Origin of the sequence: Rubrivivax gelatinosus, assembly GCF_004340905.1 — a bacterium.
GTDB classification, from domain to species: domain Bacteria; phylum Pseudomonadota; class Gammaproteobacteria; order Burkholderiales; family Burkholderiaceae_C; genus Rubrivivax; species Rubrivivax gelatinosus.
Genome location: NZ_SLXD01000004.1, coordinates 289,520 through 306,988, shown reverse-complemented (window position 1 = coordinate 306,988; position 17,469 = coordinate 289,520). Strand labels below are relative to the sequence as shown.

Here is a 17,469-nt window from a genome sequence, read left to right as displayed (position 1 = left end):
CTCCTCAGACGGGGTCGACGTGGTCGGGGCCGGCGGACAAGGGCCGCGCCGGGCGCGGCGCCTGGCCCGGGTCCTGCGGCGGGTTCTCGTCCTCGCCGGGCTGCGGCCCCTTGGCGACCAGCTTGAGCATGTAGCGCAGGCCGATGCCGAAGACGGCGAAGTACATGACGACGAACACCGCCAGCGTCGTGCCCATCACCTGCGCCGAGTGGTGCGACACCGCGTCGGCGGTGCGCATCACGCCGTAGACGATCCAGGGCTGGCGGCCGATCTCGGTGGTGAACCAGCCGGCGAGGATGGCGATCACGCCGGCCGGCCCCATCCAGGTCGCGAAACGCAGGAAGGCGCCGCCTTCGTAGAGCCGGCCGCGCCAGCGCCGCCAGGCGGCCCAGGCGCCGAGCAGCAGCATCAGCAGGCCCAGCCCCACCATCACGCGGAAGGACCAGAAGACGATCGTCGCGTTGGGCCGGTCCTCGGGCGCGAACTCGGCCAGGCCGGGGTACTGGCCATCCAGGCTGTGGGTCAGGATCAGGCTGCCCAGGCGCGGGATCTCGACGCGGTACAGCGTCTCCTCGGCCTGCATGTCGGGCCAGCCGAACAGCACCAGCGGCACGCCTTCGCCAGGCGGGCCGTTGCGCCAGTGGCCTTCCATCGCCGCGACCTTGGCCGGCTGGTGCTCCAGCGTGTTCAGGCCGTGCAGGTCGCCGACAGCGATCTGCAGCGGCGCGACGAACATCAGCATGCCCATCGCCATCGAGAACATCGTGCGCACGCGGGCGTTGTCGTGGCCGCGGCGCAGGTGCCAGGCGGCCGACGCGCCGACGAACAGCGCCGTGGCCAGGAACGCGGCCACCGTCATGTGCGCCAGCCGGTACGGGAACGAGGGGTTGAAGATCACCGCCAGCCAGTCCACCGGCACCACCACGCCGTCGATGATCTCGTGGCCCTGCGGCGTCTGCATCCAGCTGTTGGAGGCCAGGATCCAGGTCGCCGAGATCAGCGTGCCCAGCGCGACCATGATCGTCGACACGAAGTGCAGCCCGGGGCCGACACGGTTCCAGCCGAACAGCATGACGCCGAGGAAACCGGCTTCGAGGAAGAAGGCGGTGAGCACCTCGTAGGCCAGCAGCGGCCCGGTGACCGAGCCGGCGAAGGACGAGAAGTAGCTCCAGTTGGTGCCGAACTGGTAGGCCATCACCAGCCCCGAGACGACGCCCATCGCGAAGTTGACGGCGAAGATCTTCGACCAGAAGTGGTACAGGTCGCGGTAGACCACGTCCTTCTTCCACAGCCACAGCCCTTCCAGCACGGCCAGGTAGCTGGCCAGGCCGATCGTGATGGCCGGGAAGACGATGTGGAAGGAGACGGTGAAACCGAACTGGATGCGGGCCAGTTCAAGGGCGGTCAATCCGAACATGGGCAGGTGGCGGCGGCGAGGCGGCCAGTGTGGCGCCGGTGGCCGGAACAGGCTGCCCGGGAGCGGGAGAACCCTCGTTTCGGCAGGGTCAGGCCGGGCCGGCGGGCGCTTCGCCGCGGCGGCGCCGCGCCTTACAGTCGCCGGCATGCAGATGTTCCCGCCCTCGCCCGCGGCCCACGCCGTCCCCATCGCACGCCTGGTGTGCGGCATCGCGGCGGCCACCGGCCTCGCAGGTGCCGCGGCGCAGACACCGTCGGCCGCCAAAGCGCCGCTGCTGCGCTGCGAACTGCGCTATGTCAGCACGACGATGCGGATCGAGGCCCGCCCGGTCGCCGACCCGTACACGGTGGCGGCGCAGGACGTCGGCACGCGTTTCCGCTTCAAGGCCGTGGTGCTGGGCACGCCCGAGCGCGTCGACTCGGTCTCGCTCTACACCTACGACATGGCGGTGGAGAACGCGCCGGTGCTGGTGCACGAGGTGGTCTTGCGGCCGCCCTTCCCCGCGACGAGCACGATCCCCGGCCTGACCGGCTGGAACCACGTCTACTCCTCGCGCCTGGGGCGCGAACTGGTCTACGGCTGCGCGCTGGGCACGGAGGCCGCCCGATGAAGCGCCGCGACGCCACCGCCGCGCTGCTGGCCGGCGCCTGGGCCGCGGCCGGGGCCGCGCGTGCGCAATCGGAACCCAGCGTCAGCCTGGTCTTCGTCGGCGACGTGATGCTGGCCGACGGCCCTGGGCGATTGCTGCGCCGCGGCGGCGACCCGTTCGCGCCGACGGCGCGGCTGCTGGCCGGCGCCGACCTGCGCATCGCCAACCTGGAATGCGTCGTCGCCCGCGGCGGCAAGGCCGACGACAAACCCTGGACCTTCCGCGCCGACCCGCGTGTGCTGGCGCTGCTGCGCCGCCGCGTCGACGTCGTCTCGCTGGCCAACAACCACTCGGGCGACTTCGGCCGCGAGGCTTTTGCCGAGATGCTGGGCGCGCTGCGCACGAACGGCCTGCCGTACTTCGGCGGCGGCCACGATCTGGCCGAGGCGCACCGGCCGCTGATCGTCGAGCGCCGCGGGCTGCGCATCGCGCTGCTGGGTTACGACGAGTACTTTCCGCGTTATTTCGAAGCCGGCCACGACCACCCCGGCGTCGCCTGGAGCGAGGACGAGCAGGTCGTGCTCGACATCCGCCGCGCGCGGGCGATGGCCGACCTGGTGATCCCGTTCATGCACTGGGGCGAGGAAGGCCGGCCCACGGCCAACGACCGCCAGCGCGCGCTGGCGCGGCTGATGATCGACGCTGGCGCCGACGCCGTCGTCGGCACCCATCCGCACGTCGTCCAGGACGTCGAGTTCCACCGCGGCAAGCCCATCGTCTACAGCCTGGGCAACTTCGTCTTCGACGGCTTCGACAAGCCCGAGAACAACACCGGCTGGGTGCTGCGCATGGAGATCGGCCGCGACGGCGTGCGCTCGCTGCGGCGCAGCGTCGTGCGCATGGACCGCAACGGCACGCCGCACCCGACCGGGGACGAGGCGGAGCTGATGCCCGCCGCCGGCCGCTGAGCGGCGGCTCAGCGCCTGGGCGCGGCCGGGGTCCCGTTCGGCGACGACGACTCGCAGCCCGGCCGCGCCACCAGACAGCAGGTGGAAACCGGCGCCGCCACCGGTGCGCAGCTACAGCCGCGCGAGGACGGCGATGGCCGGCTCCGGCGCCCCCCGGCAGCGGTTCATCGGCCCAGCGCCTGCACCTCGCCGGCAACCCCGTCGCCCAGGGCCAGCCGGTAGCCGAGCGAGACGTAATGCAGGCGCCCGGCGGCATGGTTGGCGTGGATCGCGATGCCGAACGGCACGCTGCGCCCGGCGACGGCGGCGCCACCCAGCTGGCGCGAGAAGGTGACGACGGTCCTGCCGCCCTCCTGCGTGCTCGCCACCTTGACGCCGGCCGGCTGCGCGGCGGGTTTGCCGCTGGTCCATTGCAGCAGCTCGAAGCGGCCGGCGGCGACGTACTTGCCCTTCTTCGGGTCACCGCCGGGCATGCCGCGCAGGTCCTGGTGGCAGGTGGCCCAGCAGCCCGCCTGCGCCGCCTGCGGCACCTGGTCGTCGAGCAGCATGAGCGCCGCCTTCAGCTCGTGGGCCGCGTCGCGGCCCCGCGGCGCGTCGGCCGGCGGCTTGAACGCCAGGCGCACGCTGAGCGTTCGCTTGTCGAGCGCGGCCTGCACGCTGACCGGGAAGCTGACGGTGCGCGGCATCGCCTGCACGTCCGGCTCGCGCGGCGCGAGGCGTTTGGCGTTGTAGTCCAGCCCCGTCTTCGTTTCGTGGCAGACGATGCAGGGCTGGCCGGACTTGAGCACGCTGGCACCGGGGTGGCCGCTGGCCAGCCACTCGACGGAGGTGGCACCGGGGTGGAAGACCGTGATCTCGCGTGCCGGGATGCGGCTCCAGTCGGGCGCGGCCAGGGCGGCGGCGGCGCCGACGGCCCACGGCAGGGCGAACGCGAAACGGATCAAGGGCGGCATGGGATTCCTTTCATGAAACAAGCCGGTTGAAGAAATGGGGAGACAGGGCGACGGCGCCCGGCACACGGACTCAGGTGCCCTCGGGCATGTCGTCGGGCAGCCGGTGGGCGATGCCTTTGTGGCAATCGATGCAAGTGCGGCCCTCGGCGCCGATCAGCGCGTGCATCGCCTGGGCACGCGGCGTCTGCTTGTCGGCCGCCATGCCGTCGGCGTGGTGGCAGCTGCGGCATTCGCGTGAGTCGTTGGCCTTCAGGCGCGCCCATTCGCGCTGCGCGAGTTCGAGCCGCCGGGCGGCGAACTTCTCCGGCGTGTCGATGCTGCCGTTCAGCTTGGCCCACAGCTCGCCGGCCGACTCGACCTTCTTCACCAGCTTGGCGCCCAGCGGTTTGGGGATGTGGCAGTCGGCGCATTGCGCGCGCACGCCCGAGCGGCTGTCGTGGTGCGGCGTCTGCCGGTACTCGTCGGCGACCTGCTTCATCTCGTGGCAGGCGCTGGCGCAGAAGTCCGGCGAACTCGTGAGCTCGAAGGCGACATGCGTGGCACCGACGAAAGCGAGGCCGGCGACGAAGCCGGCGCCGACCAGCGTCAGCAGCGAATAACGAACGGAAGGCCGCAGCAGCGTGTGGCGCAGGGTCGCGAAGAGGCGGGAGATGGATGTCGGCACGGTGGGTTCAGGCTCCGATGGGATGGATGGGATGGGATGGATGCGGGCGTGGCGCCGCGTGCGCCCACCACGACGGCGGGCAGCAGCGGCCAGTCGACTCGACAGGACTCAGCTCAAGGGCCGACGTCCCAGCCGCCGCCGAGCGCGCGGAAGACGTCCACGCGGGCAGAGGCCAGCGCGAGCAGCGAGTCCAGCCGCAGGCTTTGCGCGGCGATGCGCTCGCGGCTGGCGTCGAGCAGCTCCAGCTGCGAGACGCTGCCGGCGCGGTAGCGGCTGCGCGCCAGCTCGTAGGCCGCGGCCGAGCGCCGCTCGGCTTCGGCCAGCCGGTCCTGGTGCTGCTGCTCGGCGGCCAGGCTGGCCAGCGCCTGCTCGGTTTCGCGCAGCGCGTTCAGCACGCTGCCGTCGAAGGCGGCCAGCGAGGCCCGGGCCTGCGCCTCGGACTGCCTGACGCGCGCGCGCGCCGCGCCCAGCTGCGGAAAGCTCCAGGACAGCAGCGGGCCGACGCCGACGCTCCAGCCGTCGCCGTTCGAACCCGCCGTCTGCAGATGGCTGCCGGCGGCGCCGAACTCGATGCGCGGATAGAGCTCGGCCGTGGCGACGCCGATGCGGGCCGTGTCCGCCGCCAGCCGGCGTTCGGCCTCGTGCACGTCAGGCCGCCGCCGCAGCAAGGCGGCACCGTCGGCGGCCGGGATCGGCGCCGCCAGCGCGGGCGCACGCTCGCAGGCCGCCGCGGCCGGCGGTACCTCGGTCGGCGCTGCGCCCAGCAGCACCGCCAGCGCGGCCAGCGTGTTGTGCCGGCGCGCCTGCAGCGGCGGCAGTGCGGCCTCGGCGTTGGCGAGGAGCGCGCCGGCACGTTCGAGTTCCAGCCGCGACGCGGCGCCGGCACGTTCGCGCCGGGCGCTCAGCTCCAGGGCCTGGCGGGCGACGTCGACGGCGGCCTGCGCCGCCACCAGCGACTCGGCCAGCGTGCAGGCGAGCACGTACTGGCGCGTGACGTCGGCGGCGACGGCGACCCGCACGCCGTCGCGCGCCGCCGCCAGAGCCTGGGCATCGGCGTTCGCGGCTTCGACCAGACGGCGCACGCGGCCGCCCAGATCGAGCTCCCAGCTGAGCGCCACGACGGCCGTCGTCGTCCATTGGCGCTGCGCCAGGGCGGAGCCGCTGCCGGTGGACGAGCTGCTGTCGCCGTCGGTGCGTGCGGCCTCCAGCCGCGTCGCCGGCAGGCGCGCGGTCTGCGCCTCGGCGAGCACCGCACGCTCGCGCTCCAGACGGGCAGCGGCCACGCGCAGGTCGGTGTTGGCGGCGAAGGCTTGCTGCACCAGCGCGTCGAGCACCGGGTCCTGGTACAGCCGCCACCAGCGATCGGGCAGCGGCTCGGCGCTGGCCGTCGCCCCTGCCGCAGCGAAAGTGCCGGTGGCGCCGGCCGGCCACGGCGGCGCCAGGTGCTGCGGGCCGGCGGCACAGGCGGCCAGCAGCACAGGTGCCAGCACGGCCGGCAGCAGGCGGGCCTCACGCATGACCGGCCTCCTGCGCCAGTTCGCGCGAGCGCGCACCGCCGGCCTCGGCGTGGTGGTCACGCGCCAGCAGGCTGTAGACGGTGGGCAGCACGAACAGCGTGAACAGCGTGCCGATCGTCATGCCGCAGACGACGACGATGCCGATGGCGAAGCGGCTGCCGGCACCGGCGCCGCTGGCGAACAGCAGCGGCACCAGGCCGACGACCATCGCCGCCGTCGTCATCAGCACCGGCCGCATGCGGATCTCGGCCGCACGCTGGATGGCCTGCGCCGGCGGCAGACCCTCGCGGCGCTGGATGTCGTTGGCGAACGAGACCATCAGGATGCCGTGTTTGGAGATCAGCCCGATCAGCGTCACAAGCCCGATCTGGGTGTAGATGTTCAAGGTGGCGTAACCCAGCCACAGCGGCGCCAGCGCGCCGCAGACCGCCAGCGGCACCGTCACCAGGATCACCAGCGGGTCGCGCAGGCTCTCGAACTGCGCCGCCAGCACGAGGAAGATCACCACCAGCGCGGCGGCGAACGAGACCGTCAGGCGATGGCCTTCGTTGACGTACTGGCGGCTGTCGGAGAGCCAGTCGACACGCGCGCCGGCGGGCAGCGGCAGCTGCTGCAGGTACTCGACGGCCTGACCCATCGTCACGCCCGGCAGCAGCACGCCCGACAGCGTCGCGGCGTTCATCTGGTTGAACTGCGGCAGCCGGTTCGGTGCCGGCGCGGCGTGCGCCTGGACCAGCGTGGCCAGCGGCACCAGCGCCCCCGACTGCGCGCGCAGGTAGTAGCCGCCCAGGTCGTCGGGCGCGCTGCGCTGCGCGCGCGGCACCTGGGCGATGACGTCGTAGGAGCGGTCGAACCAGTTGAAGCGGTTGACCGTGCTCTCGCCGACCAGCGTCGCCAGCGTGTCGGCGATGGCGCTCATCGACACCCCCATCTCGCCGGCCTTGGCGGCGTCGACCGACAGCCGCAGCTGCGGGCTGTCGAACGCGAGGTCGCTCTCGACGAAGGCGAACAGGCCGCTGGCGCGGGCCGCGTCCTTGATCTCCTCCATCGTGCGGTAGAGCGCGCCGAAGTCGTCGGGCGAGCGCAGCACCATCTGCACCGGCAGCCCGCCGCTGCCGGCCGGCAGCGGCGCCGGCTGGAAAGCCGTCAGCGAGACGCCGGTGATGCCCGGGGCATGCGCGTTGAGCGTGTTCTGCACCTGGTCGGCGCTCTGCCGGCGCGCGTCCCAGGGCGTCAGCACGACGCCGCCGAAGCCGATGTTCTGGCTGCCGGCACCGTTGACGAGGAAGCTGCCGGCGTAGTCGGGCAGCGCGCCGAAGAAACCCTGGACCTGGCGCGCGAAACGTTCGGTGTAGGCGAGGTTGGCGTACTGCGGCGCCTTGGTCTGGACGAAAACGTAGCCCTGGTCCTCGCGCGGCGCCAGCTCGCGCTTGACGCCGGCAAAGAGCACGGCGATGCCCACCAGCACCGCGACGCAGACCAGCAGCACCGCGGCGCGCGCCCGCAGCGTGTGCTCGAGCAGGCGGCCGTAGCGCCGCGCCAGGCCCTGCATCGTCTGCTCGACGCGCCGCGCCAGGCGCCCGTCGGCCACGCGCGCGCCCAGCAGGTAGCTGCTCATCATCGGCGACAGCGTCAGCGCGACGTGGCCGGAGACGAGCACCGAGCCGGCGAGCGTGAACGCGAACTCGCGGAACAGCGCGCCGGTGAGCCCGCCCATCAGGCCGATCGGTGCGTAGACGGCGGCCAGCGTGATCGTCATCGCGATCACCGGCGTGACGATCTCGCGCGCGCCGACCAGCGCCGCGCGCGCCGGCGACAGCCCTTCCTCGATATGGCGGTGGATGTTCTCGACGACGACGATGGCGTCGTCGACCACGAGCCCGATGGCCAGCACCATCGCCAGCAGCGTCAGCAGGTTCAGCGAGAAGCCGCAGACCAGCATCAGCGCCGCCGTGCCCACCAGCGACAGCGGGATCGTGACGATCGGGATGACGACGGCGCGCAGCGAGCCCAGGAACAGGAAGATCGCGAGCACGACGATGACGATGGCCTCGACCAGCGTGCGCACGACCTCGTCGATGGAGGCGTGCACGAAACGCGCGGTGTCGAAGGAGTTGACGACCTCCAGCCCCGGCGGTGCCGCGCGCTGCAGCTCGGGCAGCAGCGCGTTGACGCCGGCGACGATGGTCAGCGGGTTGCCGTCGGGCGTCGGCGACACCGACAGCGAGACCGCCTGCCGGCCGTCGTTCAGGAAGCTGCTGTCTTCGTTGTCGCCGCCGAGCTCGACCGTGGCGACGTCGGCCAGGTGCACGACGCCGTGCTCGCCGCGCTTGAGCACCATCTCGCGGAAGGCCTGCACGCTGCGCAGGTCGGTGGCGGCGGTGATCGGCATCAGCGTCTGCTCGCCGCGCAGCGCGCCGGGCGCGGCCTGCACGTTGTTGGCGCGCAGCGCGGCAACGAGCTCGCTGGCGCTCAGGCCGCGCGCGGCGAGCCTGAGCGGGTCGACCCACAGCCGCATCGCGTAGGTCCGGCCGCCGTGCAGCTCGGTCGAGGCGACGCCGGGCACGGCGTTGATCAGCGGCTGCGCGACGCGGGCGACGAAGTCGGTGATCTGGGCGATGCTCTGCTGGTCGCCGACGAAAGCCAGGTACTGGACCGCGGAGACGCCGTCGGTGATCTTCTCGATGACCGGGTCGAACGCGCCCTCGGGCAGCCGGTACTTCACCTGCTGCACCTTGGCCAGGATCTCGGTCATCGCGCGGTCGGCGTTCGCGTTCAGCACCAGCTTGGCCTTGATCTGGCTGCTGCCGGTGGTCGAGGTGGAGCTGAGGTACTCGATGCCGTTGGCGGTGGCGATGGCCTGGGCGATCGGCGTCGTCACGAAGCCCTGCATCACCTCCTGCGTCGCGCCGGGGTAGCGCGTCTCGACGACGATGGTGGCGCTCTCCATCTTCGGGTACTGGCGCATCGGCAGCGCGAACAGCGCGGCCGTGCCGCACAGCAGGATCAGCAGGCTCAGCGTCAGCGACAGGATGGGCCGGCGGATGAAGAGGTCGGTGAAGCTCATCGTGCGCTCCCGGCGGGCGCGGACGCCCCAGCCGCCGGCACGACGTGCACACGCGCGCCGGGCCGGATGCGCAGCTGGCCTTCGCTGACGACGAGGTCGCCGGCGCGCAGGCCGTGCTCGACCAGCACACGCTCGCCGACGCGCCGCCCGAGCCGGATCGGCACGATCTCCGCCGTGCCCAGGGCCTGGGCGTCGAGCGCGCGCACGACGACCGCGGCGTCGCCCGTCGCCGATGTCAGCACCGCCGTCGCCGGGACCAGCAGCGCGTCGGGCTGGGGCGGCAGCTCGACCACGACCGCGACCGACATGCCCGGCCGCAAAGCCCGCCCCGGATTGGCGAGCTCGGCCTGGACGCTGGCGTTGCGCGTGTCGCGCCCGACCTGCGGCTCGATCGCGCTGATGCGCGCCAGCACCGGTGCGGCGCCGGGCGCGTCGCCGCGCACCTGGACACGCTGGCCGATGCGCAGCCGCGGCAGCGCCTGCTGCGGCAGGTCGAAGTTGACGTACAGCGCGTCCAGGTCGGTCAGCGTGACGATGCGCTCGCCGGCCTGGAGGTACTGGCCCGGGTCCACCTGGCGCAGGCCGAGCACGCCGGCGAAAGGTGCGCGCAGGTGCAGCTTGCGGATGCGCGCCTGCAGCTGCTGCACCTGCGCGGCGGCCTGGTCGAACTCGGCGCGGCGCTGCTCCAGCAGCTCGCGCGCCACGGCGCCGGTCGACGCCAGTTCGGCGGCACGCTGCCACTGCTGGCGCGCGAACTGCGCGGCGGCCTGGGCGGCGAGCAGGTCGGCCTGCTCGCTGCTGTCGTCGAGGTCGAGCAGCGCCGCGCCGGCACGCACCGACTGGCCGGCGACGAAGCCGATGGCGACGACGCGGCCGGCGGCTTCGCTGGCCAGGCTCACCTGGCGCACGGCGCGCAGCTCGCCCAGCGCCTGCAGCTGGTCCGCGGCGGGCTCCGGGCGCAGCGGCAGCGCGACGACGTCGATCGCCGCCGGCGGCTGGTAGCCGCCGCCGGAGGCACGGCTGCCGCGCCAGGCCCAGAGCGCGGCGGCGACGGCGGCGACGAGGACGGCGGCGATGGCGAGCGACCGCCAAGAGGGACGCGCACGCGGCGCGACGGGGGTGGACGGGGCGTCCATGCTGGCTCCCGAAGACATGAGGATTTGCCTTGCCGGGACCCAAACCGAGACTGCTGTTTTGAAACCGGACCGGACGCGATAGACTCTAAAACCTCAACTTAACTTGAGGTCAAGAGGCATGACGCAGGAGATTGCGGAAGGTTCGACCGCGCTGTTGTCGGTCGGCGTCATCGCCAGGCGCAGCGGCGTGGCGGTCTCGACGATCCACTTCTACGAGTCCAAGGGGCTGATCAGCAGCGTGCGCACCGAAGGCAACCAGCGCCGCTACGCGCCGGTGCTGCTGCGCTACATCGCGATCATCAAGGTGGCGCAGCGCACCGGCATCCCGCTGGAGGAGATCCGCGAGGCGCTGCGCCGCTACCCGCCGGGCAGCAAGCTGACGGCAGGCCAGTGGAAGACGCTGGCCTCGGAATGGCGCGTCGATCTGGACCAGCGCATCCAGAAGCTGACCCGGCTGCGCGACGAACTGGACCAGTGCATCGGCTGCGGCTGCCTGTCGCTGGAGGATTGCCCGCTGCGCAACCCCGGCGACGCGCTCGGCGCCAAGGGGCCGGGCGCGCAGATCCTCAACCGGCCCTAGGCAGCTGCGGCGCGAGGGGCCGGGCCCTCAGCCCAGCAGCCCCAGCTTCACCCTCGCCGCCACGCGCGCCAGCGCCGCCTCGCGCGCCTCGATCGCCGCCGGGCTCTCGGTCAGATAGGCCGCCAGCAGCAGCGGCGCCCGGCCCGGAGCCCAGACGACGGCGACGTCGTTGGTCGTGCCCTCGCCGCCGGTGCCGGTCTTGTCGGCGACGCGCCAGTCGGCCGGGAAGCCGGCGCGCAGACGCTTCAGGCCGGTGGTCGAGGCCGTCATCCACTGCAGCAGCAGGTCGGCGCCGCGGCGCGACAGGCCGCCGCCGAACAGCGTCTGGCGCAGCGCCAGCACCATCGCCGCCGGCGTCGTCGTGTCGCGCTCGTCGCCGGGGCGGGCTTCGTTGAGATCGGGTTCGCGGCGGTCCAGGCGTGTCCTGCGGTCGCCCAGCGTGCGCACCCAGGCCGTCAGCCCGGCCGGGCCGCCCAGCGTGTCGAGCAGCAGGTTGGCCGCGGTGTTGTCGCTCAGCGTCACCGCGGCCTCGCAGAGCTCGGCCAGCGTCATGCCGGCACCGCCGGCGCGGTGCGAGGTGGCCGGGGCGTACTCCAGCAAGGCCTCGCGGCCGAAGACGATGCGGCGCTCCAGCCGCTCCTGGCCGCGGTCCACACGGGCCAGCACTGCCGCGGCCAGCAGCCACTTGAAGCTGCTGCACATCGGGAAACGTTCGTCCTGGCGGTGGCCCAGGCTGCGGCCGGTCTCCAGGTCGTAGGCCCAGACGCCCAGCCGCCCGGCGACCGAACGTTCGATCGCGCCGAAGGCGTCGGCGTCGCCGGCGTCGAGTGCGGCAGCCGGGCAGCCGGCGACGGCCAGCGCGAGCGCGGCCCAGGCGTGCAACGAGCGTCGGTTCATGTGGCGATTCTGCCGGGCTGCGCCTTGCGCTGGCTCGTGGCGCGAGGCGATCGCCGCCTATGGCCGGTTGCCGCCCCGCGGCGCGCTTGCCGAGACTGCGGCGGCGATCCAACCCGACAAGGACACGTTTTCCATGGCCGATACCGCGCCCGTGCAACTGGCTCTCGGCGACAGCGCCGCCCGCCAGCTTGCCAACGCCACCAAGACCGCGCCGACCCTGGCGACCATCAGCCCGCGCTGGCTGACCCAGCTGCTGCAGTGGGTGCCGGTCGAAGCCGGCATCTACCGCCTGAACCAGGTGCGCAACCCGCAGGACGTGCAGGTGCTGTGCGCCCGGCGCGACGAGTCCGAGCTGCCGACCACCTTCGTCGACTACGAGACCCAGCCGCGCGAGTACTTCCTGAACGCCGTCAGCACCGTGCTGGACGTGCACACCCGGGTCTCCGACCTCTACAGCAGCCCGCACGACCAGATCAAGGAACAGCTGCGCCTGACGATCGAGACGATCAAGGAGAAGCAGGAAAGCGAGCTCATCAACAATCCCGACTACGGCCTGCTCGCCAGCGTGCACCCCGACCAGGTGGTGGTCCCGCTCGCCGGCGCACCGACGCCCGACGACTTCGACGAGCTGCTGGCCAAGGTCTGGAAGGAGCCCGCCTTCTTCCTGACGCACCCGCTGGCGATCGCCGCCTTCGGGCGCGAATGCACGCGCCGCGGCGTGCCGCCGCCGACCGTCAGCCTGTTCGGCAGCCAGTTCCTCACCTGGCGCGGCATCCCGCTGGTGCCCAGCGACAAGCTGCCGGTGGCCGACGGCAAGACCAAGGTGCTGCTGCTGCGTGTCGGCGACAAGCGCCAGGGCGTCGTCGGCCTGTACCAGCCGGGGCTGCCGGGTGAACAGAGCCCGGGTCTGTCGGTGCGCTTCATGGGCATCAGCCGCAACGCGATCGCGTCCTACCTGGTCTCGCTGTACTGCTCGCTGGCAGTGCAGACCGAGGACGCGCTGGCGGTGCTGGATGACGTCGAGGTCGGCAGGTACCACGACTACCCGGTGAACTACCGCTGAGCCGGCGCCGATGACGACCCCCGAAATCCCGGCCGCCGCGCTGCCGCCCGGCCTGCCCGACCCGGCGCAGCTGGCGCGCCTGGCCAACGAGTTCTTCAGCCACCGGCCGGCCACCGGCGGCGTGCCGTTGCCCGAGAAGCTGCACCCGGCCGGGCTGACGCTGCCGCCCGGCAGCTTCGGCCCGTCGACGCCGGCGGCCATTCCCGGCGGCCCGCCGCCCGGCGCCCACCTGCTGCCGACGTCGCCGCAGAGCGCGGCCAATCTCGGCGCTTCGTGGCCGGCCCGCGTGCCGCATGCGCCGGCCGGCAACGGCGTGCCGGAGACCTTGTTCGCCACCGCGCCGGCCTGCGACGGCCGCCTCGGCAGCCATCTGCTGGCCGTGCCGCAGGCCTCGCCCTTCCTGTTCGCCGAAGCGCAGGCGCTGGGCGTGCCGCACGCCGCCCCGCCGCCGCCCGCGGCGGTGGTGGCGGCGGCGGCGGCGACACCGCGCTTCTACTTCGTTCCCGAGGCCGCCGCCGAGCGTCGCCCGCCCTTCGCCGAGGCCGCCCCGCCGCTGGACGTGCATGCCGTGCGGCGCGACTTCCCGCTGCTGGCCGAACGTGTCAGCGGCCGGCCGCTGGTCTGGCTGGACAACGCCGCGACGACGCAGAAGCCGCAGGCCGTCATCGACCGCCTCGCGCACTTCTACACCCATGAGAACTCGAACATCCACCGCGCCGCGCACACGCTGGCGGCACGCGCCACCGACGCCTACGAACACGCGCGCGAGACGGTGCGCCGCTTCATCGGCGCCGCGTCGACCGGGGAGATCGTCTTCGTGCGCGGCGCCACCGAGGCCATCAACCTGGTCGCCGCGGCCTGGGGCTGCCGCCACGTGGGCGCTGGCGACGAGATCGTCGTCTCGCACCTGGAGCACCACGCCAACATCGTGCCCTGGAAGCGCCTGGCCGACGAACGCGGCGCCACGCTGCGCGTGATCCCGGTCGACGACAGCGGCCAGGTCCGGCTCGACGAGTACCAGCGCCTGCTCAACGAGCGCACGAGGATCGTCGCCGTCACCCAGGTCTCCAACGCACTGGGCACCGTCGTGCCCGTGGCCGAGATCGTGGCCATCGCGCGCCGCGCGGGCATCCGCACGCTGGTCGACGGCGCGCAGTCGGTCTCGCACCTGAAGGTCGACGTGCAGGCGCTCGGCGCCGACTTCTTCGTCTTCTCCGGCCACAAGGTCTTCGGGCCCACCGGCATCGGCGTGCTCCATGGCCGGCGCGAAGTGCTGGAGGATCTGGCGCCGTGGCAGGGCGGCGGCAACATGATCGCCGACGTCAGCTTCCAGCGTGTCGTCTACCAGCCGCCGCCGGCGCGTTTCGAAGCCGGCACCGGCAACATCGCCGACGCGGTGGGCCTGGGCGCGGCGCTGGAGTACGTCGAGCGCATCGGCATCGAGAACATCGCGCAGTACGAACACGGGCTGCTCGAGTACGCCACCGGCCGTCTGGCCGAGGTGCCGGGGCTGCGGCCGATCGGCACCGCGCGCGACAAGGCCAGCGTGCTGTCCTTCGTGCTTGCGGGCTACTCGACCGACGAGGTCGGCCAGGCACTCAACCGTGAAGGCATCGCGGTGCGCACCGGCCACCACTGCGCCCAGCCGATCCTGCGCCGCTTCGGGCTGGAAACCACGGTGCGGCCCTCGCTGGCCTTCTACAACACCTGCGAGGAGATCGACCTGCTGGTCACGGTGCTGCATCGCCTGGCCGCGGCGCGGCCGGTGGCCGGGCGGCAGGGCTGACATCGGCTGCCGGCTCCGGCCGGCAGCCTGCGGCGGCCGCATATGCAAGCGAGCTTTGATTCGTGGCGGCACCCGGCCCTGCGCCCTATCGTGGCGGCATACGCCCCACAGGTGACACCATGCCGTTTGCCGCCCTCCAGCCCCGCCATCCGCCCTGCACCCGCCTCGTGAGGCCGGCAATCGGCTGCGCGCGTGCGGCCGGCGGCGAGCTGGCGCCGGTGATCGACGCCGACATCCGCCGTGCCGCGCTCGCGGTGCTCGCGCTCACGGCCACCGTCTGGTGGCCGAGCGCGCCGGCCGCAGCGGGCCGGCTTCAGTCGCTGGCCAGCTTCACGCGGTCGGACAGCCGGGCGTAACGCTCGTAGTCGCGCCGCACCAGTTGCGCCAGCTGGGCCGGCGTGCCGCCGACCGGCGTGATGCCCTGCTTGCGCAGCGCTTCCAGCACCGCCGGCTGGCGCAGCGTGGCGCTGGCGTCGCGGGCGATGCGCTCGACCACCGGCGCCGGCGTGCGCACCGGCGCGAACAGCGCGAACCAGCTCGTGACGCGGAAGCCCGGGATCGACTCCTGGGCGGTGGGCACCGCCGGCAGCAGCGGGCTGCGCTGCGCGCCGCCGATCGCCAGCGCGTGCAGCCGGCCCGACTGGATGTGCGGCAGCGCCGCGGTCACCGAGACCCACATCGCCTGCGCCTGGCCCGAGGCGACATCGGCCACCGCCTGCGAGCCGCCGCGGTAGGGGATGTGCACGAAGAAGAAGTCGCGTTCGATCTTCAGCAGCTCGAAGGCCAGGTGGTGCAGCGAGCCGACGCCGGCCGAGGCGTAGCTGTAGGCGCCGGGGCGTTTCTTCGCTGCGGCGACCATCTCGGCTATCGTGCGCCAGCCGGTGGCGGCGTTGACGACGAGCACGTAGTCGCTGTCGGCCAGGTGCACCACCGGCGCCAGCTCCTTCAGCGGGTCGAAAGAGAGCTTGCCCTGCAGCGCCGGGGCGATCGTGATCGCGCCTTCCTGCGACAGCGACAGCGTGTGGCCGTCGGCGTCCGAGCGCGCCGTGGCTTCGGCGGCGACCAGGCCGCCGGCGCCGGTGCGGTTCTCGACCGTCACCGGCTGGCGCCAGTCGTCCTGCAGCTGGCGCGCGACGATGCGGATGGCGACGTCGGCACCGCTGCCGGCGGTATTGCCGACGAGAAAACGCACCGGCTTGGCCGGGAAGGCGCTGTTCTGGGCCTGGGTGCTGCCGAACGCGGGCAGCGCGGCGGCGGCGGCCCACTGGAGGATCTGGCGACGCTGGGTCATGTTTGCCTCGTTGGCTCTCTCTCCCGCGAGCGGGAGAGAGAGTGAAGACCCGGGAACCCGGTTTGTCTCGTTGGCCCCCTCTCCCACGTGCGGGAGAGGGCTGGGGTGAAGGTGGTGGTTCGCGGCAAGCCCTCACCCCTACCCTCTCCCGCAAGCGGGAGAGGGAGTGAAGACCCGGGCACCCGTCGCTCAGACCGCGGCCAGCGCCTGGTCCAGATCGGCCAGCAGGTCGGCGATGTGTTCGATGCCGACCGACAGCCGCACCGTGTCCTCGGTGACGCCGGCCTTGGCCAGTTCCTCGGGCGCGAGCTGGCGGTGCGTCGTCGACGCCGGGTGCGTGGCCAGCGAGCGCACGTCGCCGATGTTGACGAGGCGCGTGAACAGCTGCAGCGCATCGAGGAAACGGGCGCCGTTCTCGCGCCCCTGGCCGGGCTCGCCCTTCAGGCCGAAGGTCAGCAGGCCAGAAGCGCGGCCGCCGTAGTGCTTGCGGATCAGCGCGTGGCTGGGGTGGCCTTCGAGGCCGGCGTAGTTGACCCAGGCCACCTTGGGGTGCTGCTTCAGGTGCCGGGCCACCGCCAGCGCGTTGTCGCTGATGCGCTCCATGCGCAGCGCCAGCGTCTCGATGCCGGTGAGGATCTGGAAGGCGTTGAACGGCGAGATCGCGGCGCCGGTGTTGCGCAGCGGCACGACGCGCGCGCGGCCGATGTAGGCCGCCGCGCCCAGCGCCTCGGTGTAGACGACGCCGTGGTAGCTGACGTCGGGCGTGTTCAGGCGCGGGAACCGTTCCTTGTGCTCGGCCCAGGGGAACTTGCCCGAGTCGATGATCGCGCCGCCCAGGCTGGTGCCGTGGCCGCCCAGGTACTTGGTGAGCGACTGCACGACGATGTCCGCGCCGTGTTCGATCGGGCGGAACAGATAGGGGCTGGGCACCGTGTTGTCGACGATCAGCGGCACGCCGTGGCGGTGCGCGATCGCGGCGATCGCGGCGACGTCGGTGACGTTGCCGGCCGGGTTGCCGATCGACTCGACGAAGATCGCCTTGGTCCTGGCGTCGATCAGCGGTTCGAAGCTGGCCGGGTCGCTGGCGTCGGCAAAACGGGTCGTGACGCCGAACTGCGGCAGCGTGTGCGCCAGCAGGTTGTAGGTGCCGCCGTAGAGCGCGCTCGAGGCGACGATGTTGTCGCCGGCCTCGGTGATGGTCTGGATCGCGTAGGTGACCGCCGCCTGCCCCGACGCCAGCGCGAGCGCGGCGATGCCGCCTTCGAGCGCCGCGACGCGCTGCTCGAGCACGTCGGTCGTCGGATTCATGATGCGGGTGTAGATGTTGCCCGGCACCTTCAGGTCGAACAGGTCGGCACCGTGCTGCGCGCTGTCGAAGGCGTAGGCCACCGTCTGGTAGATCGGCACCGCGACCGCCTTGGTCGTCGGGTCGGGGCTGTAGCCGCCGTGCACCGACAGGGTCTCGAAGCGCCAGTGGGCGCGCGGGTTCTGTTCGCTCATCGTCGTGTCGTCCTCAGCTCGTGGAGCCGGTGTCCGGCTTC

At 72.6% G+C, this 17,469-nt stretch carries 15 protein-coding genes; 6 read left to right on the top strand and 9 right to left on the bottom strand.

Going from position 1 to position 17,469, the window contains the following annotated elements:
• Positions 1-4 precede the first annotated feature (4 nt).
• The gene (locus EV684_RS08715) at positions 5-1,417 is read right to left on the bottom strand and encodes a cytochrome ubiquinol oxidase subunit I (RefSeq protein ID WP_132646215.1); all 1,413 of its coding nucleotides are present in this window, start codon (positions 1,415-1,417) and stop codon (positions 5-7) included.
• 145 nt (positions 1,418-1,562) lie between these two features.
• Here EV684_RS08715 and EV684_RS08710 point away from each other — a divergent pair, with 145 nt between their 5' ends.
• Positions 1,563-2,027 carry a hypothetical protein gene (locus EV684_RS08710; RefSeq protein WP_242478647.1) on the top strand — a complete coding sequence of 155 codons (465 nt, stop codon included), beginning with the start codon at positions 1,563-1,565 and terminating at the stop codon, positions 2,025-2,027.
• On the top strand, positions 2,024-2,974 hold the full coding sequence (locus tag EV684_RS08705) for a CapA family protein (RefSeq protein WP_132646213.1): 951 nt from the start codon (positions 2,024-2,026) through the stop codon (positions 2,972-2,974). Before EV684_RS08710 ends, EV684_RS08705 begins: the two co-directional genes overlap by 4 nt.
• Positions 2,975-3,138: 164 nt before the next feature.
• Here EV684_RS08705 and EV684_RS08700 read toward each other — a convergent pair whose 3' ends face one another.
• The 5 genes from EV684_RS08700 to EV684_RS08680 all read right to left on the bottom strand — a co-directional run bounded on the left by EV684_RS08700 (position 3,139) and on the right by EV684_RS08680 (position 10,311).
• Positions 3,139-3,927, bottom strand: coding sequence for an ethylbenzene dehydrogenase-related protein (locus EV684_RS08700; protein WP_132646211.1), 789 nt, complete (start codon positions 3,925-3,927; stop codon positions 3,139-3,141).
• Positions 3,928-3,997: 70 nt separating this feature from the next.
• Complete coding sequence (locus EV684_RS08695; protein WP_243651111.1) at positions 3,998-4,591, bottom strand: NapC/NirT family cytochrome c; 594 nt, start codon at positions 4,589-4,591, stop codon at positions 3,998-4,000.
• A gap of 113 nt (positions 4,592-4,704) precedes the next feature.
• The gene (locus EV684_RS08690) at positions 4,705-6,108 is read right to left on the bottom strand and encodes an efflux transporter outer membrane subunit (protein WP_132646209.1); all 1,404 of its coding nucleotides are present in this window, start codon (positions 6,106-6,108) and stop codon (positions 4,705-4,707) included.
• Positions 6,101-9,175: an efflux RND transporter permease subunit gene (locus EV684_RS08685; RefSeq protein ID WP_132646207.1), complete on the bottom strand. Its 3,075-nt coding sequence runs from the start codon at positions 9,173-9,175 to the stop codon at positions 6,101-6,103. The genes EV684_RS08690 and EV684_RS08685 overlap by 8 nt, the downstream gene beginning before the upstream one ends.
• Positions 9,172-10,311: an efflux RND transporter periplasmic adaptor subunit gene (locus EV684_RS08680; RefSeq protein WP_132646205.1), complete on the bottom strand. Its 1,140-nt coding sequence runs from the start codon at positions 10,309-10,311 to the stop codon at positions 9,172-9,174. Before EV684_RS08680 ends, EV684_RS08685 begins: the two co-directional genes overlap by 4 nt.
• A 118-nt stretch (positions 10,312-10,429) precedes the next feature.
• Here EV684_RS08680 and soxR point away from each other — a divergent pair, with 118 nt between their 5' ends.
• Positions 10,430-10,891, top strand: a complete 462-nt coding sequence (gene soxR / locus EV684_RS08675; protein ID WP_132646203.1) for a redox-sensitive transcriptional activator SoxR — start codon at positions 10,430-10,432, stop codon at positions 10,889-10,891.
• 27 nt (positions 10,892-10,918) lie between these two features.
• Here soxR and bla read toward each other — a convergent pair whose 3' ends face one another.
• A complete protein-coding gene (bla, locus tag EV684_RS08670) occupies positions 10,919-11,788 on the bottom strand; it encodes a class A beta-lactamase (RefSeq protein ID WP_132646201.1) in 870 nt (289 codons plus the stop codon).
• Positions 11,789-11,921: 133 nt separating this feature from the next.
• Between bla and EV684_RS08665 the strand changes: the two genes are divergently transcribed.
• The 3 genes from EV684_RS08665 to EV684_RS08655 all read left to right on the top strand — a co-directional run bounded on the left by EV684_RS08665 (position 11,922) and on the right by EV684_RS08655 (position 14,993).
• Complete coding sequence (locus tag EV684_RS08665; RefSeq protein ID WP_132646199.1) at positions 11,922-12,851, top strand: family 2A encapsulin nanocompartment shell protein; 930 nt, start codon at positions 11,922-11,924, stop codon at positions 12,849-12,851.
• 10 nt (positions 12,852-12,861) lie between these two features.
• Positions 12,862-14,637: a family 2A encapsulin nanocompartment cargo protein cysteine desulfurase gene (locus EV684_RS08660; RefSeq protein WP_132646197.1), complete on the top strand. Its 1,776-nt coding sequence runs from the start codon at positions 12,862-12,864 to the stop codon at positions 14,635-14,637.
• A 119-nt stretch (positions 14,638-14,756) separates the two neighbouring features.
• A complete protein-coding gene (locus EV684_RS08655) occupies positions 14,757-14,993 on the top strand; it encodes a hypothetical protein (RefSeq protein ID WP_132646195.1) in 237 nt (78 codons plus the stop codon).
• Here EV684_RS08655 and EV684_RS08650 read toward each other — a convergent pair.
• Together EV684_RS08650 and EV684_RS08645 are read right to left on the bottom strand one after the other, a co-directional pair.
• On the bottom strand, positions 14,951-15,928 hold the full coding sequence (locus EV684_RS08650) for a Bug family tripartite tricarboxylate transporter substrate binding protein (protein ID WP_132646193.1): 978 nt from the start codon (positions 15,926-15,928) through the stop codon (positions 14,951-14,953). The two genes, EV684_RS08655 and EV684_RS08650, sit on opposite strands and share 43 nt — an antisense overlap.
• Positions 15,929-16,117: 189 nt before the next feature.
• A complete protein-coding gene (locus tag EV684_RS08645) occupies positions 16,118-17,428 on the bottom strand; it encodes an O-acetylhomoserine aminocarboxypropyltransferase/cysteine synthase family protein (RefSeq protein WP_132646191.1) in 1,311 nt (436 codons plus the stop codon).
• Positions 17,429-17,469: the final 41 nt, after the last annotated feature.